The organism is Chitinophaga filiformis, from assembly GCF_900102545.1.
GTDB classification, from domain to species: Bacteria; Bacteroidota; Bacteroidia; order Chitinophagales; family Chitinophagaceae; genus Chitinophaga; species Chitinophaga filiformis.
Window position 1 is genome coordinate 148512 of sequence record NZ_FNBN01000004.1, and the last position, 25260, is coordinate 173771.

At 46.6% G+C, this 25260-nt stretch carries 21 protein-coding genes; 14 read left to right on the forward strand and 7 right to left on the reverse strand.

Annotated features, from left to right (window positions below; translation table 11 throughout):
- The first annotated feature begins 32 nt into the window (after positions 1 to 32).
- The 10 genes from BLR32_RS18415 to BLR32_RS18460 all read left to right on the forward strand — a co-directional run bounded on the left by BLR32_RS18415 (position 33) and on the right by BLR32_RS18460 (position 10795).
- Positions 33 to 1259, forward strand: coding sequence for an HD domain-containing protein (locus tag BLR32_RS18415; protein ID WP_089834318.1), 1227 nt, complete (start codon positions 33 to 35; stop codon positions 1257 to 1259).
- A 100-nt stretch (positions 1260 to 1359) separates the two neighbouring features.
- On the forward strand, positions 1360 to 2409 hold the full coding sequence (gene lpxD, locus BLR32_RS18420; protein ID WP_089834319.1) for a UDP-3-O-(3-hydroxymyristoyl)glucosamine N-acyltransferase: 1050 nt from the start codon (positions 1360 to 1362) through the stop codon (positions 2407 to 2409).
- Between the two features lie 33 nt (positions 2410 to 2442).
- Positions 2443 to 3858, forward strand: coding sequence for a bifunctional UDP-3-O-[3-hydroxymyristoyl] N-acetylglucosamine deacetylase/3-hydroxyacyl-ACP dehydratase (locus tag BLR32_RS18425; protein ID WP_089834320.1), 1416 nt, complete (start codon positions 2443 to 2445; stop codon positions 3856 to 3858).
- Positions 3859 to 3867: 9 nt separating this feature from the next.
- Complete coding sequence (gene lpxA, locus BLR32_RS18430) at positions 3868 to 4662, forward strand: acyl-ACP--UDP-N-acetylglucosamine O-acyltransferase (RefSeq protein WP_089834321.1); 795 nt, start codon at positions 3868 to 3870, stop codon at positions 4660 to 4662.
- Positions 4659 to 5276 (forward strand): ABC transporter ATP-binding protein, encoded by a 618-nt coding sequence (locus BLR32_RS18435; RefSeq protein WP_089834322.1) that lies wholly within the window; start codon positions 4659 to 4661, stop codon positions 5274 to 5276. Before lpxA ends, BLR32_RS18435 begins: the two co-directional genes overlap by 4 nt.
- A 77-nt stretch (positions 5277 to 5353) precedes the next feature.
- Complete coding sequence (locus BLR32_RS18440) at positions 5354 to 6655, forward strand: MFS transporter (RefSeq protein WP_089834323.1); 1302 nt, start codon at positions 5354 to 5356, stop codon at positions 6653 to 6655.
- Between the two features lie 35 nt (positions 6656 to 6690).
- Positions 6691 to 7530 carry an MBL fold metallo-hydrolase gene (locus BLR32_RS18445; RefSeq protein WP_089834324.1) on the forward strand — a complete coding sequence of 280 codons (840 nt, stop codon included), beginning with the start codon at positions 6691 to 6693 and terminating at the stop codon, positions 7528 to 7530.
- A 99-nt stretch (positions 7531 to 7629) separates the two neighbouring features.
- The gene (locus BLR32_RS18450; protein WP_245705459.1) at positions 7630 to 7980 is read left to right on the forward strand and encodes a co-chaperone GroES; all 351 of its coding nucleotides are present in this window, start codon (positions 7630 to 7632) and stop codon (positions 7978 to 7980) included.
- A 152-nt stretch (positions 7981 to 8132) separates the two neighbouring features.
- Positions 8133 to 9695, forward strand: coding sequence for a helicase HerA-like domain-containing protein (locus BLR32_RS18455; RefSeq protein ID WP_089834325.1), 1563 nt, complete (start codon positions 8133 to 8135; stop codon positions 9693 to 9695).
- A gap of 53 nt (positions 9696 to 9748) precedes the next feature.
- On the forward strand, positions 9749 to 10795 hold the full coding sequence (locus BLR32_RS18460; RefSeq protein ID WP_089834326.1) for a Gfo/Idh/MocA family oxidoreductase: 1047 nt from the start codon (positions 9749 to 9751) through the stop codon (positions 10793 to 10795).
- A gap of 67 nt (positions 10796 to 10862) precedes the next feature.
- Here BLR32_RS18460 and BLR32_RS18465 read toward each other — a convergent pair whose 3' ends face one another.
- Positions 10863 to 12767, reverse strand: coding sequence for a RecQ family ATP-dependent DNA helicase (locus tag BLR32_RS18465; protein WP_089834327.1), 1905 nt, complete (start codon positions 12765 to 12767; stop codon positions 10863 to 10865).
- Between the two features lie 51 nt (positions 12768 to 12818).
- The gene (locus tag BLR32_RS18470; RefSeq protein WP_089834328.1) at positions 12819 to 14924 is read right to left on the reverse strand and encodes a heavy metal translocating P-type ATPase; all 2106 of its coding nucleotides are present in this window, start codon (positions 14922 to 14924) and stop codon (positions 12819 to 12821) included.
- Positions 14925 to 15118: 194 nt separating this feature from the next.
- Between BLR32_RS18470 and tsaE the strand changes: the two genes are divergently transcribed.
- The gene (tsaE, locus tag BLR32_RS18475) at positions 15119 to 15541 is read left to right on the forward strand and encodes a tRNA (adenosine(37)-N6)-threonylcarbamoyltransferase complex ATPase subunit type 1 TsaE (protein WP_089834329.1); all 423 of its coding nucleotides are present in this window, start codon (positions 15119 to 15121) and stop codon (positions 15539 to 15541) included.
- 67 nt (positions 15542 to 15608) lie between these two features.
- Positions 15609 to 16826, forward strand: coding sequence for an alanine dehydrogenase (locus BLR32_RS18480; RefSeq protein ID WP_089834330.1), 1218 nt, complete (start codon positions 15609 to 15611; stop codon positions 16824 to 16826).
- Here the strand turns inward: BLR32_RS18480 and BLR32_RS18485 are convergent.
- From BLR32_RS18485 to BLR32_RS18500, 4 genes are all read right to left on the reverse strand, one after another.
- Positions 16823 to 18067, reverse strand: a complete 1245-nt coding sequence (locus BLR32_RS18485) for an outer membrane beta-barrel protein (protein WP_089834331.1) — start codon at positions 18065 to 18067, stop codon at positions 16823 to 16825. The genes BLR32_RS18480 and BLR32_RS18485 overlap by 4 nt on opposite strands.
- A 72-nt stretch (positions 18068 to 18139) precedes the next feature.
- The gene (locus BLR32_RS18490) at positions 18140 to 18940 is read right to left on the reverse strand and encodes an undecaprenyl-diphosphate phosphatase (RefSeq protein WP_089834332.1); all 801 of its coding nucleotides are present in this window, start codon (positions 18938 to 18940) and stop codon (positions 18140 to 18142) included.
- A gap of 94 nt (positions 18941 to 19034) precedes the next feature.
- Positions 19035 to 19301 (reverse strand): DUF3098 domain-containing protein, encoded by a 267-nt coding sequence (locus tag BLR32_RS18495; protein WP_089834333.1) that lies wholly within the window; start codon positions 19299 to 19301, stop codon positions 19035 to 19037.
- Between the two features lie 25 nt (positions 19302 to 19326).
- Positions 19327 to 20202, reverse strand: coding sequence for a cell division protein FtsX (locus tag BLR32_RS18500; RefSeq protein WP_089834334.1), 876 nt, complete (start codon positions 20200 to 20202; stop codon positions 19327 to 19329).
- A 139-nt stretch (positions 20203 to 20341) separates the two neighbouring features.
- Between BLR32_RS18500 and leuS the strand changes: the two genes are divergently transcribed.
- A complete protein-coding gene (leuS, locus tag BLR32_RS18505; protein ID WP_089834335.1) occupies positions 20342 to 23110 on the forward strand; it encodes a leucine--tRNA ligase in 2769 nt (922 codons plus the stop codon).
- Positions 23111 to 23243: 133 nt separating this feature from the next.
- Positions 23244 to 23918, forward strand: a complete 675-nt coding sequence (locus BLR32_RS18510; protein WP_089834336.1) for a peptidoglycan DD-metalloendopeptidase family protein — start codon at positions 23244 to 23246, stop codon at positions 23916 to 23918.
- A 2-nt stretch (positions 23919 to 23920) separates the two neighbouring features.
- Here BLR32_RS18510 and BLR32_RS18515 read toward each other — a convergent pair whose 3' ends face one another.
- On the reverse strand, positions 23921 to 25219 hold the full coding sequence (locus BLR32_RS18515; protein ID WP_089834337.1) for a M28 family metallopeptidase: 1299 nt from the start codon (positions 25217 to 25219) through the stop codon (positions 23921 to 23923).
- Positions 25220 to 25260 lie beyond the last annotated feature (41 nt).

The window sequence follows — 25260 nt, forward strand, 5'->3', positions numbered from 1 at the left end:
CGTAGCTTTGTCTAGCTAAAGGAGAACGGTAAATGGCAGAACGCAAGCGAAAAATTGTGAACGATCCGGTATATGGCTTCATTACGATTGACCATCCGTTGATCTTTGCATTGATTTCCCATCCTTACTATCAGCGTTTGCGCAGGATCCACCAGATGGCCCTTGCACACCTGGTATATCCGGGCGCAATGCATACCCGTTTCCATCATAGCATGGGCGCCTATCATCTGATGTGTTTTGCCTTAGTGGAGCTCAAGGCCAAGGGGGTAGAGATCACAGCAGAGGAAGAGGTTGCTACAAAGATGGCCATACTTTTGCATGATATAGGTCATGGACCTTATTCTCATGCCCTGGAGAATGGCATCATTGAGGGGGTATCCCACGAGAAGATCAGCCAGTGGCTGATGGAGGAGCTGAATAGAGAAATGGATGGGGCGCTGACGCTGACAATAGAGATCTTTAACGGCCGTTATCACAAAACCTTTTTACATCAGCTGGTTTCCAGCCAGTTAGACGTAGACAGGATGGATTATCTGAACCGCGACAGTTTCTATACGGGCGTTTCTGAAGGAGTAATAGGATACGATAGAATAATAAAAATGCTCACTGTACACCGTGACGAGCTCATGGTGGAAGAGAAAGGGATCTATTCGATAGAAAAGTTTATAGTGGCGCGTCGCCTGATGTACTGGCAGGTTTACCTGCACAAAACGGTGCTGAGCGCGGAGAATATGCTGGTTAAAATACTGCGCAGAGCAAAGGAACTGGCTTCACAAGGTGTATCCCTCTTTGCCTCGCCTGCATTGCAGTATTTCCTCTATCATACTATCACAGCTGCCAACTTTGAACAGGAACCGGCTTGCCTTCAGCAGTTCTGTCTGCTGGACGATTATGACATTCTGGGGGCTATCAAGGTATGGGCGCAGCATCCGGATAAGATATTATCGCTGCTTTGCAACTGGCTCATTAACAGGAATTTATTCAAATGCATCCTGAGTAATGAGGCCTTTGACACGGAAAGTATTCATCTCCTCAGGCAAAAGATTCAGCAACAGTACGGCATTAGCGAGAAGGATCTGGACTATTTCGTTTTTACGGGCACAGCCTGTCTCAGTGCTTACAATGTGAATAATGAGAAGATCAATATTCTCTTTAAGGACGGAACTGTAAAAGACATTTCCTCCATCGACAATGCACTGGTTAGTCATACGCTGGCTATACCCGTAAAAAAATTCTACATTTGTCATCCAAAAATCTGATGAATGGCTAATTATCAATTACAAATTCCGGAAATACGAGTTGTGCGACAGGAATAGGTTGATAGCTGGTCAGATCGGGTAACATTATTAATTAATAACTATGCAGTTTAGCGCATTACAATTGGCTACCATGCTGGATGGTAGGCTGGAAGGCAACCCGGACGTAAAAGTGAGCAACATCGCCAAGATTGAAGAGGCCGGTGAAGGGATGCTCAGTTTCATTGCCAATCCTAAATACGAAGAGTTCATTTATACTACCAATGCTTCGATACTGATAGTGAATGAGAGCCTTGTAACGGAAAAACCTGTTAAATCAACCCTGATCAGGGTAAAAGATGCGTACAGCAGCTTCGCCCTTCTCCTGGAAAAATATAAACAGATGGTGGGTAACAAGACTGGTATTCAGCAACCGTCTTATGTGCCTGCATCTGTAAAGACCGGCCAGAACGTCTTCATCGGCGCTTTCGCCTATTTGGGCGAGAATGTGGTGCTTGGAAATAATGTTAAAATATATCCCGGCGTATATCTCGGCGACAATGTTACCGTAAAGGATGATACTGTCATCTTCCCGGGTGTAAAGGTATATGACAACTGTATATTGGGCAGCAGGGTAATCCTTCATGCGGGTTGTGTAATTGGTGGAGATGGTTTTGGTTTTGCACCGCAGCCTGATGGAACCTATAAGAAAGTGCCGCAGATTGGTAACGTGATTATTCACGATGATGTGGAAATAGGGGCTAATACCACAATAGACCGCGCTACAATGGGTTCCACTGTTATCCGCCAGGGCGTAAAACTGGACAACCTGATCCAGATAGCGCACAATGTGGATGTGGATACTAATTCTGTAATTGCGGCACAGACCGGTATATCCGGCAGTACCAAAATCGGCAAGAACTGTGTGATAGGCGGACAGGTAGGCCTGGTGGGACATATCCAGCTGGCAGACGGTACCAAGATCAATGCGCAGAGCGGTTTGTCTAAATCGATAGTGGAACCCAATACAGCACTGATGGGATCTCCTGCCTTTGATTATAAAAGTTCGCTGAAAAGTCAGGCAATTTTTAGAAATTTGCCCGACCTTGAAAAACGTGTGAAGGAATTGGAAGATATGGTAAAACAACTGCTTTCGGTGCGGGAAGGTGTTTGAAGAACAAAGTAGGATAAACAGTTATAAAAAAATATGGATAGTCAACAGTCGTCTAACCAACACACGATAAAAGCCCCAGTAACTATATCGGGTGTTGGTTTACACACAGGTGCGCATGTAAACATGACCCTGAAGCCGGCCACTCCCGGTTACGGCATTAAATTTCAGCGTGTAGATCTGCCTGAACAACCTGTAGTTAAAGCCGATGTCGATTATGTCGTGGATACTTCACGCAGCACGACCCTCGAACACAACGGCGCACGCGTAAGCACGATCGAGCATATTATGGCTGCCCTGGTAGGAACAGGGGTCGATAACGTACACATCGAGATCGATGGTCCTGAAATTCCGATTATGGATGGTAGTTCCTATCCCTTTATCCAGAAGATAGAGGAAGTTGGTATTGCCGAACAGGATGCTAAAAAGGTTTGGTATTCTATCGACACCAACATCAATTACTACGACGATAACAAGAACGTTGAAATGGTAGCCCTGCCTGCAGTGGATTACCGTATTACCTGTCTGATCGATTTCAATTCTCCTGTTTTAGGAACACAACATGCTAATCTGAACAGTCTGCAGGATTTCAGAGCAGAAGTAGCGCCATGCCGCACTTTTGTGTTCCTGCATGAACTGGAATACCTGATCTCCAACAACCTGATCAAAGGTGGCGATATCAACAACGCTATCGTAATCGTTGACAAACCGGTAAGCGATGAACAACTGGGCGGCCTTGCCAAAGTGTTCAAACGTGAAAACATCAGCGTAGCACAGAGAGAAGGCATCCTCAATAACATACAGCTTCACTTCCCGAATGAACCAGCACGTCATAAGCTGCTGGACATCATAGGAGACCTGGCACTGGTAGGCGTTCCTATTAAGGCGCATATCATTGCAAACCGTCCGGGACATGCTTCCAACGTGGAGTTTGCCCGTAAGATCAAACAGTATATCAAGAAGAACAAGCACATCAAGGATGTGCCTGTATACGATCCTAATAAACCCGCTATCTTTGATCTGCCACGCATTGAAAGAACGCTGCCACATCGTTATCCGATGTTGCTGGTAGACAAAATCATCGATCTTACCGATTCACAGGTAGTAGGTATCAAAAACGTTACCTTCAATGAGCACTTCTTCCAGGGCCACTTCCCGAATAATCCGGTAATGCCGGGTGTATTGCAGGTGGAAGCACTGGCACAGTGCGGAGGTATTCTTGCACTCAACACCGTACCAGATCCTCAGAATTACGATACCTATTTTATCAAAATCGACAACTGTAAGTTCAAGCAGAAAGTATTTCCAGGAGATACCATGATCCTGAAGATGGAATTGCTGAGCCCTATCAGAAGAGGCATAGTAGAAATGAGAGGAACCGTATTCGTAGGTAACAAGGTAGTAACTGAAGGTGACCTGACCGCTCAAATCATTAAAACAAGAGAAAGCTAAACAATAGCAATGATCCATCCGCTAACTTACATTCACCCGGACGCCAAAGTAGCGCCAAACGTAAAGATCGATCCCTTCACTGTTATTCATAAGAATGTTGAAATTGGAGAGGGCACCTGGATCGGCTCCAATGTCACAATTATGGATGGCGCAAGGATCGGTAAGAACTGCCGTATCTTTCCCGGGGCTGTAATTTCCGCCATTCCGCAAGATCTTAAATTTGCAGGCGAAGAAACCACAACTGAAATCGGAGACAATACCACCATCAGAGAGTACGTAACCATAAACAGAGGAACCAAGGATAAATGGAAAACCGTTATTGGCAGTAACTGCCTGATCATGGCTTACAGTCACATTGCACACGATTGTGAAGTGGGCAATTACTGTGTGTTTTCCAACAATACTACCCTTGCAGGCCATATCACCGTGGGCGACCACGTAGTACTGGCGGGCATGGTAGCTGTTCAGCAGTTCTGTAAAATAGGCGCACACGCCTTTGTTACAGGTGGTTCCCTCGTGAGAAAGGATGTACCGCCTTATGTAAAAGCAGCACGTGAACCGCTGTCATACGTAGGTGTGAATTCCATCGGTCTGAAAAGAAGAGGTTTCTCTCTCGAAAAGATCAACCACGTACTGGATATCTACCGTATCATATTCGTGAAAGGATACAAGCTGTCAAAAGCGATCAGTATCATTGAAGCAGAATATCCCGCCACTGATGAAAGAGATGAGATACTTTCCTTCATCCGTGAATCCGGCAGGGGCATTATGAAAGGTTATACGTCACTAGCCAGCGACGAATGAAAATAACGCTTCACCAGACGGGCAAACGTTTCAACTACGACTGGATCTTCCGTCGTGTATCCGCCACTTTTGAAGCTGGCGGAAGGTATGCCATACTGGGTCCCAATGGCTCGGGAAAATCTACACTTTTACAGGTTATCAGCGGACACCTGCATCACAATGAAGGTACCGTTACTTATAGCACACCGGAAGAACTGCTCAGTCCTGATCAGTTTTTCCGGCATTGTGCCATCGCTGCTCCTTACCTCGAACTGGTAGAAGAGTTTACACTGGCAGAAAGCCTGCAGTTCCATCTACAGTTCAAACAATTCATTCCTACCATCACTCCCGCAGATGCTGTAGCCCTGGTGGGCCTGGAGAAATCCATGAATAAACAGATCCGCTATTTTTCATCCGGCATGAAACAACGACTGAAACTGGCATTGACCATTTTCTCTGATGTTCCTGTGCTGCTGCTGGATGAACCCTGTACCAACCTGGATGCTTCCGGTGTCCGGCTCTATCAGCAACTTATTACCGATTATAGCGGCGACCGCCTTATCATTGTTAGTTCCAATGATGAGCAGGAATATTTCATGTGTCCGGACCGCATCAGTATACTGGATTATAAATAAGCGTCCGTTTACTGTGGCTGTGATGATCCACAGCGCTCCGCATTCCTTATTTTTGATCACTAACTCACTTACTTCGTATGCAAACCGCCAGTAAAAAAGTAATCAATGGCTGGGCAATGTATGACTGGGCCAACTCAGTATACAACCTGGTAATTACCACCACTTTTTTCCCTATTTATTTCACTACCATTACGCATTCTGATGCCAATGGTGATAATGTATCCTTCTTTGGAAGGACCTTCGTGAACTCTGCATTGTACGACTACTCCATGGCTGCTGCCTTTATACTGGCGGCTCTGTTGTCTCCCATCCTGTCTTCCATTGCGGATACAAGAGGGAATAAGAAAAGATATCTCATGATGTTCACCTGGCTGGGTGGACTGAGCTGCTGCGCCTTATATAACTTCACAGGACCGAACCCCAGTGTTGAATATGGCGCCATCTTCTTTATTCTTGCCACGCTGGGCTATTGTGGCGGGCTGGTATTCTACAATTCTTATCTGCCGGAAATAGCTGCGATAGAAGACCGTGACCGCGTCAGCGCAAAAGGTTTTGCTATGGGATATATAGGCAGTGTGTTATTGCAGCTGATCGGGTTTGCCCTTGTGGTAGTAAAACCATTCGGTATTACTGATGGTATGCCTGTACGTATTACATTCCTGCTTACAGGTATATGGTGGATAGGCTTTGCACAGATCACCTTTTTACGTCTGCCGGCCTCTAAGGCAACCGTACAGCAACATAGTGCCAGTGCATTGACAGAAGGTTTCCGGGAGCTCAAAAAAGTATTTGCACAGGTAAGGCTGATGCCTGTATTGAAAAGATTCCTGCGTGGATTCTTCTTTTACAGCATGGGCGTTCAGACCGTAATGATGGCTGCTACCATCTTTGGCAGCCAGGAGCTGGGACTGCCTGCCGACAAACTGATCATGGCCGTCGTAGCCATCCAGGTGGTAGCTGTACTCGGCGCATGGGGAATAGCCAAACTGTCCGGCAAATTCGGTAACCTCCCGGTATTAATGTGTGTTGTTGTGCTGTGGGTTGCCATCTGCCTGGCAGGATATCGCATGCAGACAGCCACAGACTTCTATCTGCTGGCCGTGGCAGTAGGCCTGGTAATGGGCGGCGTACAATCCCTGAGCCGTTCTACCTACGCCAAACTGATGCCTGAAACAGATGATACTGCATCTTTCTTCAGCTACTATGATGTGGTAGAGAAATTATCTATCGCCATTGGTATGATCACGTTCGGCTATATCCATGAGCTGACTGGCAGCATGCGCAACTCCGTACTGGCGCTGATCGCATTCTTCGCGATAGGATTGATCTGGCTCTACGCAGCACTGCAAAAACAAAAAAGCCTTACTGCCAAAAGCTGAAATTCACGAACTTCAGCACGCAAACTGATCTAATCATGAAATTATACAGTATAGATACAGGCCATTTTAAACTGGACGGAGGCGCTATGTTTGGCGTAGTGCCAAAGAGCATCTGGAATAAACTGAACCCGGCAGACGAGAACAACATGTGCTCCTGGGCCATGCGCAGCCTGCTGATAGAAGACGGCAACCGACTGATCCTGGTAGATACCGGTATAGGCAATAAACAGGATGAAAAATTCTTCAGCCATTATTACCTGCATGGAGACACCAGTATCGATACGGCGCTTGCAAAACACGGCTTTCACCGTAATGATATTACCGACGTATTCCTGACACATCTGCACTTCGATCATTGTGGCGGTAGTATAGAAAGACAGGGAGACAAACTGATACCGGCCTTTAAGAATGCCAGTTTCTGGAGCAACCAGGAACATTGGGAATGGGCTACCAAACCTAACGACCGGGAAAAGGCCTCTTTTCTGAAGGAAAATATCCTGCCTATACAGGAAAGCGGACAGCTGAAGTTCATTCCACGGGAGGAAGGCATTCCTTTCACCAACGACTTCAATATCCGCTTTGTATTCGGGCATACGGACTCCATGATGCTGCCGCAGATCCAGTATAAGGATAAGACCATCGTTTACATGGCTGACCTGCTGCCCAGCACAGGGCATATTCCTATTCCGTATGTCATGGCATATGATATGTTCCCGCTGACAACCCTGCAGGAAAAAAAGAGCTTTTTACAGGAGGCCGTGGAGAATAACTATATCCTCTTTTTTGAGCATGACCCTGTTACAGAGTGCTGTACCGTGCAAATGACAGACAAAGGCATCAGGACGGCAGATACGTTCCGGCTGGCAGATGTATAACTGTGCCATATTGGCACCATATACCCTGCTGCACGCATTTTGCAATACATTTGCCGGAGGTACTTTACCATGGCGATACATTTGACTCAAGACAATAAATTGAAGAAGTTAATAGTTGTAGGAGACCGGGTGCTCATTAAACCAACCACCCCCAACGAGCGCACAGAAAGCGGTTTATATCTTCCTCCCGGCATGCAGGAAAAGGAGAAGGTACAGCAGGGTTATGTGATCAAAACAGGACCTGGTTACGCGCTGCCACTACCCAGTGAAGACGATGAGGCATGGAAACCGGAAGAGGAGAAGGTGAAATATATTCCCCTCCAGGCAAAAGAAGGAGATCTGGCTATCTTCCTGGTAAGCGGTTCTACAGAAGTAGTCTATCAGGGCGAAAAGTATTTCATCGTTCCGCAGGGAGCCATACTGATGCTGGAAAGAGAAGAAGAACTATAAGACTGTCAGCGCACAGCGAAAAATAAACATCAGGAATTAAGCATGAAGAGTAAATGCATCTGCATTATTTTTCATGTTTAGTTCCTGATTTTTTTATCCCCGCTTTTGTCCAAAACCGCTTTTCCATATCTTCAACAAAAATTTGATACACCATGGCTACGAAAGAAGCATTTCTGGAGTACATTCAGAACGGTTATTCCTTTAAAGGCGAACATATAAAACTGGGATGCGCCATGCTGGATGGCGAAGTAGTAACCGGAGCGGAAGTATCTCTCCCACTGAAAACGCTGAACAGGCATGGCCTGATAGCTGGCGCCACCGGTACCGGTAAAACCAAGACCCTGCAGGTAATTGCAGAAGCTTTAAGTGATGCCAGCGTACCCGTATTACTGATGGACATCAAAGGTGACCTAAGTGGTATTGCTGCTGCAGGCACAGGGAATGCAAAGATCGAGGAACGCTACCAGAAAATAGGTGGCAGCTGGTCGCCTGCAGCCTATCCAACGGAACTGCTATCCCTCAGTAAGGAAAAAGGCGCCCGTCTGCGTGCTACCGTAAGTGAATTCGGACCAGTGCTGCTCTCCAAGATTCTGGAGCTGAACGATACCCAGGAAGGCCTGGTATCCATGATATTCAAATACTGTGATGATAATAAACTGCCGCTGCTTGATCTGAAAGATTTCAAGAAAGTGTTGCAGTATGTGAGTGATGAGGGTAAAGCTGACATGGAGAAAGACTATGGTAAGATCTCGACTACGTCAGCAGGCACCATTCTTCGTAAGGTAGTAGGTCTGGAGCAACAGGGTGCAGATCTTTTCTTTGGAGAAGCTTCTTTTGAAGTGGATGACCTGATGCGCATCAGCGATGATGGCAGGGGTATTATCTCCATCGTAAGAGTGGCCGATATACAGGACCGTCCCAAGCTATTCTCTACTTTCATGTTAAGCCTGCTGGCAGAGCTTTATGCCACACTGCCGGAAGAAGGCGATCTTGAAAAGCCTAAACTGGTGATGTTCATTGATGAGGCTCACCTCATCTTCCAGGAGGCCAGCACCGCATTGCTACAACAGATTGAGACGATCATAAAACTGATCCGTTCCAAGGGAGTGGGCATTTTCTTCTGTACACAGAACCCTATGGATGTACCTCCATCCGTGCTGGGTCAGCTGGGTATGAAAGTGCAGCATGCCTTACGTGCTTTCACGGCCAACGACAGAAAATCCATCAAACAAACAGCAGAGAACTACCCGTTGTCTGAATTCTATAAAACAGATGAATTACTGACACAGATCGGTATCGGGGAAGCACTCTTTACCTGTCTGAACGAGAAAGGTCAGCCTACGCCGCTGGCAGCTACCATGCTGGTATCTCCCCGCTCACGTATGGACGTGCTTACACCGGAGGAAGCAGATGCTATCGTCAATAACTCTAAGCTGGTTAAGAAATATAACCGCGAAATTGACGCTGAAAGTGCTTACGAGATACTAAATGCCAAACTGGAAGAAGCAGCCGAAAAAACGGCCCAGGAGAAGGAAGAAAAGGCATCATCCAAAGGAGGTGGCAGACAGAAAGAAGAAAAGAGTATCCTGGAAACTGTACTGACCAGTTCTGCTGCACGTCAGGCCGGCCGTACTGCTGCAAATATCATTACACGCAGTCTGCTGGGCGCGCTGGGACTGGGTGGTAAAAGCAGTAAGAAAAGCAGTTGGTTCTAAGAAATACCGAATATTCACTATCTTATTGCCCTAACAGCTAAAACCAGGATTTCATGGAAAGAATTATCAAGACCGGTATATGTGCATATGGCATGTCAGGCCATATTTTTCACGCGCCCTTTATTCATGTACATCCCGGGTTTGAATTTACAGCCGTAGTGGAAAGAAGCAAACACATGGCGCAGGAAAGATATCCGGAGGTGAAAGTTTATAAGAGTGTGGAAGACATGCTCCAGGACGATTCACTGGAACTGATCGTTGTAAATACACCCAACTATACGCACTACGAGTATACTAAAGCGGCATTGAATGCCGGTAAACATGTAATTGTGGAAAAGCCTTTCACCGTTACATCTGTAGAGGGACAGGAATTAGTGGAGCTGGCAAAAAACAAGGGACTGTTATTGAGCGTGTACCATAACCGCCGTTTTGATAGTGATTTCAAGATCGTACGGCAGGTAATTGCCAGCGGCGACCTTGGGGACATCCTGGAGGCAGAGATCCACTATGACCGCTACCGTGAGGAATTAAGCTATAAGAAACACAAGGAAGCTGCTTTGCCCGGCACCGGGGGACTGTATGACCTGGGTTCACATCTGGTGGATCAGGCCCTGCAACTGTTCGGCAAGCCAGATGCAATATGGGCGGATATCCGCATCATCCGTGCTGAGTCTATTGTAGATGATTATTTCGAGCTGGTATTCTTCTACGATAAATTACGTGTACGCCTGAAATGTAGTTACATCACAAGGGAACCTATCCCCTCTTACCAGTTCCATGGACGTAAAGGCTCTTTCATCAAGACAAAAGCCGATACACAGGAAACGATGCTCCAGCAAGGCCTGATGCCAGGTGCTCCCGGATGGGGCGTAGAAGGCATCCACGAATGGGGCCTGATGCACACAGAGAAAGATGGTAAGGTGATCAGGGAATACCTGCCTTCTCCTAAAGGCAACTACCTGGAATACTTTGATGGCATGCACAAGGCACTTGCCACGGGCGCTCCGGTACCTGTAGAACCGGCAGATGCTGTAAATGTGATTCATGTAATTGAAGCGGCTTTCCAGAGCAGTAAAGAAGGGAAGATCATCAAGCTGTAACAGCAGGATATAAAAGCAGAGAGGCCGTATCAAACGATGATACAGCCTCTCTTGCTTTTATAAATACTTACAATAAATGTACTTTCCCATGTGCATCCCTACCCACTCTTCCTTCAGCTATCAGGAACTGCATTACCTCCAGTAAAGCATCCTCTTTTACTGATAATAATCTGTTGCGCACATCAACCCATTCCATTGGCTCTGCCTGTAGCTGCGCCATCAGTTGTACCGCTATTGCTTCTGCTTCTTTTCCTTCCAGTGGCTTTTTCTTCTTCTCTATGCATACATCACAGATGCCACAGGCTGTGGTGTTCTTCTCTCCAAAATATTGCACCAGTGCCTGTGTACGACAAACCTCCTTATTACCGATGTAACCCAGCATAGCATCCAGCCGCTCCTTATAGACCTGCATTCTTTCTTTTATACGGGTCGTATCAATACGCAGATGTTGTGCTGAAACACGTTCCTGTGTAAAACATAACTGTGGCTCTTCTTTGCGCTGACTATACTTCAGGATACGGCGCTGATGCAACTGCTGTAACCATTCTATGATCTGTGATTCCGGCTTTCTCATCAGTCGCGCTACCTGCTTTTCATATACCGGCACAGGCGTATCGAAGATGCCTTCGTAGGTACGCAGTAATGTTTGCAGCAAGGGATCGAATACAGGCTGCATATCTGTAAAATCATACAGTGTTTGTTTGCTGATCACAAACTCGACACGGGAAGGCATAAACACACTTTCACTCAACTGCAGGATGCCTTCCTGCTCCAGGATCTTCAACGAACTATATGTAATCGTAATATTCAGTTCAAACTTGCGAACGAAATCATTGATATCAAAATCATAGTACACACCTTCTGCGCTCCCTACGGGTACCTGCAGATAGTTTACCAGGCACTGGTATACCTCACGGATCTCTGCCACTTCGGGGAACTGCAGCTCCATCATTTTGACCATTTCCTTCAGTTCCTGTTGCTGATACATCAGTACTGCATAAGCCTTCTTCTCATCTCTGCCGGCACGTCCAGCTTCCTGGTAATAAGCCTCCAATCCGTCGGTAGCGTCGTAGTGAATCACCACACGTACATCAGGCTTGTCTATCCCCATACCAAAAGCATTGGTACATGCCATGACCCTGATACGGCTGTTCAACCACAGCTCCTGCCTTACAGCACGTTCTTCTCCTGTCAGTCCCGCGTGATAATAAGTGGCGGCAATACCAGCCTGTTCCAGCATATCAGCCACTTCCCTGGTACGCTTGCGGTTACGGCAGTATACGATGGCACTGCCCTGCACGCGCTGCAGGATATGCTTTAATTTCTCGGGTTTATTGTCTTCTTCAATAACACTATAGGAAAGATTATGACGGGCAAAACTTTTGGTGAATATGGCAGGCTGTTTCATCAACAGCTTCTCACAGATGTCCTGTTGTACTTTTGGCGTAGCTGATGCTGTCAGTGCCAGCAAGGGAACTCCGGGAAAATAACTTCTGATAGCTGCAATTTCAAGATAGGCCGGCCGGAAGTCATATCCCCATTGGGAGATACAGTGTGCTTCATCAATAGCCAGCAGGTTCACTGGCATACCATCACAATATTCGAGGAAACGCTTGCTTTGCAGACGTTCAGGAGAGACATAAAGGAACTTGTATTTACCTCTACGAGCCTCTTCCAGCAGTCTTTCCACATCCTGGTAGTACATGCCTGCATAAATAGCGACTGCAGGTATATTCCGCTTTTGCAGATTGGCCACCTGGTCTTTCATCAGGGCGATGAGTGGGGTAACCACTATACATACGCCTTCCCTGAGCAGGGCTGGCACCTGGAAACAGATGGACTTTCCACCACCTGTCGGCAGCAGGGCGAGTGTATCCTTCCCGTTGCTTACAGATTGGATGATCTCTTCCTGTAAAGGACGGAATTGTGTATATCCCCAGTATTTTTTGAGTATGTCGGATGGATTGGCCATATGGTGCAGCTGTAAAAATAAAGAATTGCTCACATCTGCACATGCAGGCTATCAGATCACTTTCTTATAGCGTAGTCTCACAGAGTTTACTGCCAGTACAATATCAGAAAGCGCCATGACACCCGCTCCGGATATCGGGCTTAAAACGCCGAAGGCCGCAAAAGGAATAGCGATAATGTTATAAATGAAAGCCCAGAAAAGATTCTGTTTGATGGTGAGATAAGTATGACGTCCCAGTCCCAGCGCCAATGGCAGGGAAGAAAGACGATTATTCAGCAGTATTACATTCGCGCTCTGCATAGCCACATGAGTAGCATCGCTCAGGGAAATACCAATGCTGGCCCTTGCCAATGCAGGAGCATCATTGATACCATCTCCCACCATAGCTACGGCGGCCTCCTTCATGAGGGCGTCTATCTTTTGCAGTTTCTGTTCAGGCGTCTGCCCTGCAAACACTTCCGTAATGCCTGTCTGAGCAGCCAGCTCTCTACATTTGCGCTCGGTATCCCCACTCAGCAGCACAGTTTTGATCCCCTCCTGCTGCAGCTGTTTAACCATCAATGCAGCGTCAGGTCTGATCTCATCTATCAAATCAATCCAGCCTGCCAGTTGTCCGTTCTTCAGCAAATAGATGTTATGACTGTCATCTGAGGTGACTTTTTCTGCCAGTACAAAGGAGCCAAGTTGCCATTCATTGCCTGCGCCATCCCTGGCCCGCATACCCCGGCCTTTGATCTCTCTTACCTGCTGTAAGGGCATTTCTCCCTCGCCTTTCCATAAGCCGGCAAGTGAGCGGGCAATAGGGTGAGAGGAGTATTTCTCCAGGCTATACACTACCTTTTTGAATTCCTGTTCTGTCATTCCTTCAAAATGATAGTTCCCTACCTGTAGTTTACCGGTGGTGAGGGTACCGGTTTTATCCAGCACCACATACCTGATATCTTTGAATGCTTCCAGTGTATTGGCGCCTTTGATGAGTATCCCGTTGTGGGCAGCGCGTCCCAGGCCAACCATTACTGCGGCAGGCGTAGCGAGTCCCATTGCACAGGGACAGGCAATCACCAGCACTGCGATACTTTTCATAATAGCTTCTCCTGTGGTCACATTTCCGAAAATGGCCCATCCCAGGAAGGTAGCAATAGCAATACCCAGTACCAGTGGTACAAAAATGCCGCTGATCCTGTCGGCCAGCTTTTGCATATTGGGCTTACTGTTCTGCGCCTGTTTTACCAGTTCTATGATATAGGATAATACGGTGTCCTTACCGGTGGCAGTAATAAACATTTTGATACTGCCTTCTTCGAGGATGGTTCCGCCAATAACCTTATGCTTTTCGCTTTTGGCCACAGGCGCACTTTCACCGGTTATCATAGATTCGTTGACATGCCCGCTGCCCCAGTAGATCGTACCATCCATCGGGATCTTGTCGCCTGTATTGACCAGTACTTTATCACCCGGTTTCAAGGTCTGGTTCTCTACAACATGAATATGCTCATGGTTACCATGTTCCTGGATCAGTCTTGCAGTGGTGACCTGCATCCTTGCCAGGTCGGCAATGGCGGTGGTGGTTTGTTTTACTGAGCGCTCTTCCAGCAGGTTACCCAGGAACACAAGGGTAATAATGGCTGCTGCTGTTTCGTAAAACATGTACTCACTACCAAGGTGCAGTAAGGTGCCGGTAAGACTATACCCATAAGCGGCTGTAGCGCCCAGTGTGATCAGTACATCCATATTGGCCAGCCTGTTCACCAGCGATCTCCAGGCGCTGCGGCCAAAGTGCCACATACCCATCAGGTATACCGGGGTAGCTAAGGCTAACTGTACATAGGTATTATGCAGCCATGCCCAGTTTACCCACATATGCAGCAGTAAGGGAGCGGTAAAGACAGCGCAGAAGAAAAATTTAAAGGTCAGGGTATTCAGGAATAAGGTCCTGGGCTGAGGTTGGTCAGGCAATATCACCTGGTAGCCCATCTGACTGATGCCGTTCAACACATCAGTGGCAGAGGTAATTCCCTCCGGTAAGGTAAAGCTCAAATCTTCCGTGGCAAAGCTCAGGTTCACATCCTGCATCCCTTTATGTTCCAGGTATCTTGACACCGATTGCGCGCAGCTGGTGCAATGCATACCTCTTACTTTACAACTGATCGTTTCCATGATTCAGCGAATAATATTAATATCAAAATACCTTATCAAAGGTACCGAGCACTGTTTTACGTGAATAAAATATTAATGCAACGGAGTATCGACGTATCCGCTTATTGCACAGATTATCAATTCGTTCCGGATGGTTGAACTTTTAATGCAACTCGGTAGCAACCAATGATATAGTAATTAGCTAAATTTACTCCATGGAATGGACATTTTCTCAGGAAGAGCTGCCGGCTACCGCCGAAAGCTTCTGGCAACATTACAAGGGGCAACATATATTCACCCTGGAAGGGCCGATGGGAGCAGGTAAGACTACTTTTGTGAAGGCGCTTTGTGCTGCCAGAGGCGTGGAAGATGCTACCGCCAGTCCTACTTTTTCAATCATAAACGAATATGCTTTCCGGGAAAACGGTCAGGAATATACCATATATCATCTGGACCTCTACCGGCTGAAGGACGAAGAAGAAGCCATAGCAGCGGGCGTTGAAGACACTATATACCGTAATCATGCAATCAGTTTCGTAGAATGGCCTGATATCATCAATGACTTACTACCACCGGATACTGTCCGGTTGCAGCTATCAGTATTACCCGACAAAAAAAGGCTTTTACGCGCCGGATAATGCTTTGAACAAATGACGTATCTTTGGATACGCGGAAAAAATCACCCGGACCAATCTTGATAATCATATGGAGCAAAGGCAAAAACCTGTTGTGAGTGCTGGCTTTACGTATTCACCACTGGAAGAAACGTTAGATATTCCACAAAAGAACTCCCGTTTATTTATTGGCATACCTAAAGAGACTTCCTTCCAGGAGAACCGCATTGCACTTACACCCGATGCGGTCAGTATATTAGCCAGCAATGGTCATCATATTGTTGTAGAACATAAAGCGGGCGACGGCTCACATTTCTATGATACTGATTTTTCAGAAGCCGGCGCTGAGATCCTGTATGACAAGAAAGAAGTTTTCAAAGCGGAGATCATCGTAAAGTCTGCTCCACTGAATGACGAAGAAATAGAACTACTGCATCCTCATCAGATTGTCATTTCCCCTATCCACCTGGCAGCCCTCAAGATAGAGCAGGTACAGAAGATGATGGAAAAAAGGATCACCCTTCTCTCTTTTGAAAATCTGAAAGATGATGCAGGTACTTATCCAATCGTAAGAGCCATGAGTGAAATAGCCGGTGGTGCAGTCATGCTGCTCGCAGGTCAGTACCTCAGTAATGGCAATAAAGGAAAAGGTATTCTGCTGGGCGGTGTAACGGGCATCCCTCCTACCAAAGTAGTGATCATAGGAGCTGGCATAGTAGGCGAATTTGCCGCCAGAACGGCGATGGCATTGGGTGCGTCTGTAAAAGTATTTGACAATAATATCTACAAGCTGAAACGCCTCCAGAACAATATCGGCGTGCGTATATTCACTTCTGTTATACAGCCTAAAGTACTGGCAGAACAACTCCGCAATGCGGATGTAGCGGTAGGCGCCTTATCTTCCCAGAGCGGCCGCACACCTATCGTTGTAACAGAAGCGATGGTCAGCAATATGAAAGCAGGATCGGTGATCGTAGACGTCAGTATTGACCGTGGTGGTTGTTTCGAAACCTCAGAGATCACCAGTCATGAGAACCCTGTCTTCAAAAAATATGACGTTGTGCATTATTGCGTTCCCAACATCCCCTCAGGGTTCGCCCGCACAGCATCAGAAGCGATCAGTAATGTACTGATGCCTCTGTTGCTGGAAGCTGCCGATGATGGCGGTTTTGAAAATCTTGTATGGATAAAACGCGGTGTACGTAATGGTATTTATCTCTACAAAGGAGCACTGACCAATTACCATCTCAGTGAAAAATTCAAACTGAAATATACCGACCTGGAATTGCTGCTGGCAGTAAAAGGTTAGAAGCCGATAGCAGCCAGGATCTGGAAGCTGTGAATAGCGGTTCTCCCGGCTGGATAAGGAGAGAACCCATTGCCCGTTGTATATCTTGCTTCGGCACTCACTTTGTAGATCTTCACGCCTATTCCGCCTATGAGTGTCTGCTCATATTTACGTGGCTCGTCAATGGCTACCTCCCATTCCCTGTCAGGACTTCTCAATAGTCCGTTCTCATTTGTTTTAATTACGAATCCATTTCCTAATCCGACATTGATATAAGGCCTTATTGGGGTTTTAGTCGGATAGGTATAACGGAATAATGTATTCACCTGCAGATAGGTGAACCCGAACTTCACAATCTGGCCGGCGTATATGCCATGCAAAGCCCCGGTTGTTTCCAGCTTTTTATATAATAGTTCCGGCACAAATGAAATATTACGCCCGTTACGGCCCAGCGGAATATCAGCCCAGATACCACCTATAGGACCTTTGGAGTTTTCATATTCACCCAGTCCGATATAAGCAGAACCTTTAAAAGGATAGCTGGTAAAAGCCATTCCGCCCATAATGCCGAAGGTTACCGGCAGGCGTTTTTTCTTCTGTACAGTTACCGGTTCACTTGTTTGGGCTCCTGGTTCCTTATAGTTGTTGTACGCGAGGAAGAGCTTTTTCAGATTAGGTTCCCGGTAAGCTACCTGGCTGGCTTTTTTGGCCAGCGCTGCATTATCCGCAAATAAAGCCGCCAGCTGATCCTTGTATTTTTCTTCAGTAAAAATACCGCTGCCGGAAGCACGCTCTACATACTGTTGTATATATTCCAGCTCAGTAGCTGGTACATCAACCGCATCATATACGTAGTGAACCCTGGAGAATTTATCAACATACTCATACAGGTTATAACGACCTGTTACCATTCTCATCAGGAATACCGGGGTATCCTGTACAATGCGTTCTGTTTTTTCATTCAGACTATTGACATCCTGTTTGGTTATATCAATACGCAGTTTCCGGCTTACATATACTACTTCCGGTTCAGCCATTTTAAACCCATTGATATCTGCAGGTTTAAAGTGTTGTTCATTTCCGTTCGACAGGCTTTCCTTAAAGTCAATTTCATTGGGAGACTGGTACCAGTTGCGGAAATCAATAAATCCTTTCAGGGAATCATTCTTTGAAGTAACGATCACACCAGGAACATAATTACGTTGTGCTACGACAGCATAGGTCATCAGCATACAGCACAGGCAGAGGGATATAACTCTCATATAGGCACAGGTGATTAATGATAAGGTCCCGGACCAGGTGGCCCGGGACCTGTCTTTTATTTTAAAGTTTAATTAAACAGATAATTTATAACCAAGTCCGATAGCTGCCAGGATAGCGATACCTACCACAATACGGTAGTATCCCCACACCCTGAAACCATATTTCTTCAAGGTGTTGATGAAGAATTTTATGGCGATCATTGCTACGATGAATGCCACGATGTTTCCTACGAGCAGGAGCTTCAGGTTATCGGTATTGGACATCAGCAGTTCACGGCCTTTCAGCAGTTTATAACCAGTAGCGGCAGCCATGGTGGGTACTGCCAGGAAGAAGGAAAATTCTGCAGCGACATTGCGTGTCAGCTTCTGTTGCATACCACCGATGATGGTAGCGGCACTACGGCTCACACCTGGTATCATGGCTACACATTGCCAGAAACCAATACGCAAGGCCTTGAAAAGGCTCATTTCTTCATCCTTTTCTATGGTTGGATTGGTGAACCAGTTGTCTACAAATAACAGGACAATACCTCCCAGCAATAAAGTGATGCCTACAACCAGGGGGCTTTCCAGCAGTGCGTCAATACGATCTGCAAATAAGTATCCTACAATCAGTGCTGGTAATACCGCCACGACCAGTTTGATATAAAAACTGACCCTGTTCTTATCGAATACCAGGAATTTCCTCCAGTATAAGACCACAACAGCGAGGATGGCACCCAGCTGGATACAAACTTCAAACAGTTTGGTAAATTCGTCCTTATTGAGCTTTAACAATGCACTGGTGATCACCATATGCCCTGTTGATGATACAGGTAAGAATTCGGTTAATCCTTCCACGATCGCAATAATAATCGCCTGCCAGAGATCCATGACAATAAAAGAGTTTAAGTGCTGAAGTATTGTTATCAAAAAAAAGGCGATGAGCATTTCATCGCCGTGAACATTCAATATCTTATATGCATCCTTATTTAGGCTTACGCATGATTGCGTAGATCTCTACGATCAGTCCCAGCACAATCACGATTGGCGCCAGGGTGATACGACGGAAGCTATAAACTTCTTCAGGTTTGAATGAATTGGGATCATCGCTGTTACCTCCCATCATTAACAGGAAACCTACGACAACGATTGCCAGTCCGGCGATCATGAATTTGTAATTCTCTTTTGCAAAAACAGGGCGTACTTCTACGCCTGCTTTCTCAACGGTAATATGCTTGGATGCTTTACTCATAGTATCGTGTGGTGAAATTATCAGATTAATATAGATCGTCCAGTTTTAAACGCAGGTACTTCATTACTGAACGGTGTGTACTTACCAGGGAAATACAGATTCCGATGATGATCATGCCAATGAAGAGCAAGGCCATCATGAAATAGTCTCTCATGCCTGCCAGTTCTGGCAGCAGCTGGTCTGCACCATAAACAATACCACATACACCGGCAATGGCAAGAATGGCGCTCAGGGCCCCGTTAATGATACTGCGCAGGTCAAATGGCTTGGCAATGAACCAGCGGGTAGCACCCACCATCTGCATGGTCTTGATCAGGAAACGGTTGCTGAACATCGCCAGGCGGATAGTATTGTCGATCAGTACGATCACTACCAGGGAGAGTAATATACAGATGCCGAGTATCACCAGGCCTATCTTCCTTACATTCTCGTTCAGCTTGCTAACCAGCCCCCTTTGATAAGAGATCTCTCTCACAATACTCTGTTGTGTGAGGTTCGCCTCAATCACTTTCAGGCTGTCAGGATTTACATAAGGAGCATTTCCCTTGATGTTGATACTGGCATACAATGGGTTGTATTGCAGGAGGGTGATGAAATCCTCGCCAAATTCCTTTTTAAAGCGCTCGGCAGCCATATCTTTGGATACGTATTCAATGGACTTCACATAGGGACGGGAAGCGATGGAATCACGCAGGGCTATTGCCTGTTCTTCCTTCACATTATCCCTCAGAATCACCTGGATCTCAATACTTTCCTTGAAGAATTCGCTCAGTTTATTGGCATGTATAACGATCAGGCCAAGGGTTCCCAGTAGAAAGAGAACTAAGGCCACCCCAATAATAGAGTAGAGATAGGAAGGTTTGGATTTTTTTGATGATGATTTGCCGGGTTGCTGCGCCATTAATCTACCGTTTAATGGCGAAAATAATAAAAATTAGCAGTTATGTTTACTTTTGTCGTCCTTTAACGTTATTTTAAGCTCAACGCATGGGCCTTAAATTAAAGCCCATGTACAATAAGACAGATTATTTAATTATTATATGGAATACAATTTCAGGGCGATTGAGAAAAAGTGGCAGGCACACTGGGTAAACACGAAGGCTTACCAGGTTAGCAACAACAGCCCCAAACCCAAATGTTATGTAATGGATATGTTTCCCTACCCATCAGGGGCAGGGCTCCATGTGGGACACCCACTGGGGTATATTTCATCAGATATATATGCCCGTTATAAAAGACTGAAAGGCTTTAATGTGCTCCACCCTATGGGCTGGGACGCCTTTGGCCTGCCGGCAGAACAGTATGCACTGGAAACCGGTCAGCACCCCGCAGTTACTACCGCCAACAACCTGGCCGCCTTCCGCAGGCAGCTGGACAATATAGGATTCAGTTTTGACTGGGATCGTGAAATCAAGACCAGCGATCCTGACTATTATAAATGGACACAGTGGATCTTCCTGCAGCTGTTCGACAGCTGGTTCAACCGTTCCCTGCAGAAAGCAGAGCGTATTGAAACCCTGATCGCCGCTTTTGAAAAAGCAGGCAATAAGGAGCATGAATGTCCCGGCGACCGTAATATCAGCTTCACAGCGGCAGAATGGAAACAATTCAGTGAAGTACGTCAGCGTGAGATACTCATGCACTACCGCCTGGCTTACCTGGCTTTTGCCGAAGTGAACTGGTGCCCTGCTCTTGGAACCGTACTGGCCAATGATGAGGTAGTGAATGGCGTTAGTGAGCGTGGCGGTTACCCTGTTATCAAAAAGAAAATGAGACAGTGGTTCCTCCGTATCACAGAGTATGCTAACCGCCTGCTGGAAGGACTGGAAATCGTTGAGTACAGCGACGCTATGAAGGAAATGCAGCGTAACTGGATCGGTAAGAGCCAGGGAGCTGAGATCACTTTTGCGTTTGATGGTATTGCTGATAGTGCAGTGACTGTTTATACGACCCGCCCTGATACCATCTTCGGTGTTGATTTCATGGTGCTGGCGCCTGAACACGACCTGGTAAGCCGTATCACTACTGCAGATCAGAAAGCAGATATAGAAAAATACCTGGACTATGTACAGAGCCGCTCTGAACGTGAGCGCCTGGCTGAGGTAAAACAGATCACCGGTTGCTTTACCGGTGCATATGTGCTTAATCCGTTCAACGGACGCCGTATCCCCGTATGGATCTCTGAATATGTACTGGCGGGATATGGCACCGGCGCTATTATGGCGGTACCATGTGGCGACCAGCGTGACTACTCTTTTGCAAAACACTTCAACATCCCGATCACTAACATTATCGGAGATGCCTTCAACGGTGAAGAGGCCAATCCTACAAAAGATGCCATCCTGCAGCATAGCGACTTCCTGGATGGCATGACCATGCGTAACGCCATGGATGTAGTAGCTGAGAAAATAGAGGCAATGGGCATCGGTAAACGCCAGATCAATTATAAGATGAGGGATTCCGGCTTTAGCCGCCAGCGCTACTGGGGTGAGCCATTCCCGATCGTATACAGGAACGGTGTTCCTTATGCACTGGATGAGAAGGATCTGCCGGTTACCTTACCGCATGTGGAGAACTACAAACCCGGTGAAGAAGGTGAAGGTCCGTTGGCCAACATTACCGACTGGGTAAATATCGATGCAGACACCAAACGCGAAACCAATACAATGCCTGGTTATGCAGGTAGCAGCTGGTACTTCCTGCGTTATGCCGATCCTAAAAACAAGGAAGTATTTGCAGACCGCGCAGCGACAGACTATTGGAACCAGGTAGATGTTTATGTGGGTGGTACAGAACATGCCGTAGGTCACCTGCTGTACTCCCGTATGTGGACAAAAGCGCTGTATGACCTGGGGTATATCAGCTTCCAGGAGCCGTATAAAAAACTGATCAACCAGGGTATGATCGGTGGTAGTTCCCGTATGGTATATCGTGTTCGTGGTACTAATACCTATGTTTCCCATGGCCTGAAAGACCAGTATGAAACAGACGAATTGCATACCGATGTTAATATCGTAGATGGTCTGGAACTGGATATTGAGGCTTTCAGAAACTGGAGACCTGCCAATAAAGATGCAGAATTCGTACTGGAAGATGGTAAATATATCTGCGGTGTTTTACTCGAAAAAATGAGTAAAGGAAAATACAACACTGTCAATCCAGACGACGTAGTTGAGAAGTTTGGTGCTGATACTTTCCGCATGTACGAAATGTTCCTCGGACCGGTAGAACAGTCCAAACCATGGGATACCAAAGGTATTGAAGGGGTACACCGCTTCCTGAAAAAGCTGTGGCGCCTGTTTGCCGACGAGCAGAAAGGCATCATTGTAACAGATGCTGCGGCTACACCTGAAGAGCTGAAGATCCTGCACAAGACCATTCAGAAGATAGATGCTGATACAGAAAACTTCTCTTACAATACGGCGGTCAGCCAGTTCATGATCTGTGTGAATGAACTGAGTAGCCTGAAGTGCAATAAGCGTAGTATACTGGAACCAGTATTGATATTACTGACGCCATATGCACCGCATATAGCCGAAGAACTGTGGCACCAGCTGGGCAATACCACCAGCATCCTGGACGCTCCTTATCCTGTATTTGAAGAAAAATATACTAAGGAAAGCGCGTTCACCTATCCAATCGCTGTGAATGGTAAAACTCGTACTGAACTGAGCTTCCCACTCGATGCAGACAATGAAAGCATTGAAAAAGAAGTACTGGTTAATGAGGCCGTTCAGAAATGGATCGATGGAAAACCGGTAAAGAAAGTGGTGATCGTAAAAGGCAGGATGATTAACATAGTTACCTGATCCTGAATAAGCTATAAAAGTAAAAGGCCCCGGTGTAATTCCGGGGCCTTTTACTTTTATAGCTATAGCCTTTGTACACTGCTTATTAACATAAAGCGCACTTTTCGTATTTTGCCCCTTTCAATCCATCAGTATGTTAGAAAAGATCCTGGAGCGTCATCAACCCTTTCAGCCAGTAGTATTGTTTGACCCGGAGAATGATAGCCTGTTGGCTATGGATTTTACCGACAACAATACAACCCTTACTGCAGCAATACTGGACGATACTCAAAAGTTCACAGATTATGTAAATCAGCTGCTGGCCGACCATGAGTGCCTGTTCGGTATAGGTGGCTATGCAGAACACCGGACCATCTACTCACGCAGTGAACACTTTTCTACAGCCGATGAACCCCGCCGACTGCACTTAGGCATTGACATATGGGGCGCCCCCGGAACGCCGGTATTTGCCCCTATGGAAGGCACCGTTCATAGTTTCCGGTTCAATGATATCCATGGCGACTATGGCGCTACTATCATCCTTCGTCATCAGCTGGAGGGACATGTTTTCCATACCCTGTATGGCCATCTTTCCCTGCGCGACCTGGAAGGTCTGCAAGAGAATATGCGGATCGTGGCAGGTCAGCAGATAGCCCATTTCGGGGATATTCCGGAGAATGGTCATTGGCCTCCTCACCTTCACTTCCAGATCATCACTGACATGGAAGGCAATAAAGGAGATTATCCCGGCGTGTGCCGATACAGTGAAAGGGAGAAATACCTGGCCAACTGCCCCGATCCAAACATCATCCTGCAGATGATCCCTTAAAATTATCTGCGACTGCTCACAGCTGCTTTGTCTATCCGGGTAGGCGTATCCTTACCATCTACGATAGAAGTGGCGCTGGTCGCTATCGCCTGGATAATGCTGGTAATATTGTCCAGATCCATGCTCTCCATCTCATCATTCACGCTGTGATACAGGGTATCCTTATCGATCTGCGTTGTGGAGATCGTGTGTGCCGGTACGCCCAGTCTTGCCAACGTAGCATTATCAGAACGGTAAAAAAGCTGCTGTTCAGGATATGGATCAGGATAGAAATGGAATACGGAAGATTCCAGATTACGACCCAGTATCTGCCCGAAGTCAGAACGCTCGTAGCCTGTGATAAAAGCACTGTTCTTTCCAAACTTAGACTCCTTACCGATCATTTCTATGTTAAACATGGCCACGATCTTTTCGGGGTCCAGCTGGCGGGAAAAGTAACGGGAGCCATAACCACCAATCTCCTCACCTGTAAATGCCACGAACAGGATACTACGTACCGGAGGATGCTTTTTAAAATATTTCGCCAGCATCAATACTGCGGTTACTCCACTTGCATCATCGTCAGCGCCGTTGGCAATGCTGTCCTGTTCTACTGGTGTCAGGATCCCGATATGATCATAGTGACCGGAGAAAATCACATATTCATCCGGTTTACCGCTACCAGTGAGCATGCCCGCCACATTGCAAAGCGGCAGACGGGTGACCTCCTGTGAGGCCTGTACTGACCACTTTCCGGCATCATCTGCTACATCCTGTTTTAAGACGAATACAACAGTAGCTGTGCTATCCTGTTTGCTGCCGCCATGCTGTTTTAGTCCACCGGCAAACTGGTTGAATTTTTCGGCCTGTGCATTATCCACCCAGACAAGGGTATTACGCGGAGCGCGTTTCAGTTCCCTTACCTTATTATCGAAATTATCTCCGGCGTTGATATGGGCTATTTCAACCTGGGTATCCTGTGTCCAGCTGATCTTACTTTCGACACCGGTTACAAACACTCTTCCATCAACAGGTTGCCCGTTCAGTATCAGTTCCTGCTGTACCGGCTTAGTGTCGTATTGAAAAAAGGATTGTCTGAAGTCGTTATCTCCGGCCAGTGGTTGCAGGCCTGCAGCTGCGAATTCCTTTTCCAGGAATGCAGCGGCCTTTTCCGCACCAGGTTTGAAGGTTTCACGTCCCTGCATATCATCGGCAGCTAATGTGGATAATATGCGTTTTACTTCTGACTTTTTAATCTGTTGCCCCTGGGTCATGAGGGTGATCAGGCATAGGGCAGGTAGTAGTGTATAATATTTTCTCATTGTTTCGAGCCGGGTTAGATTTAGTGGCGTTACATAAATAT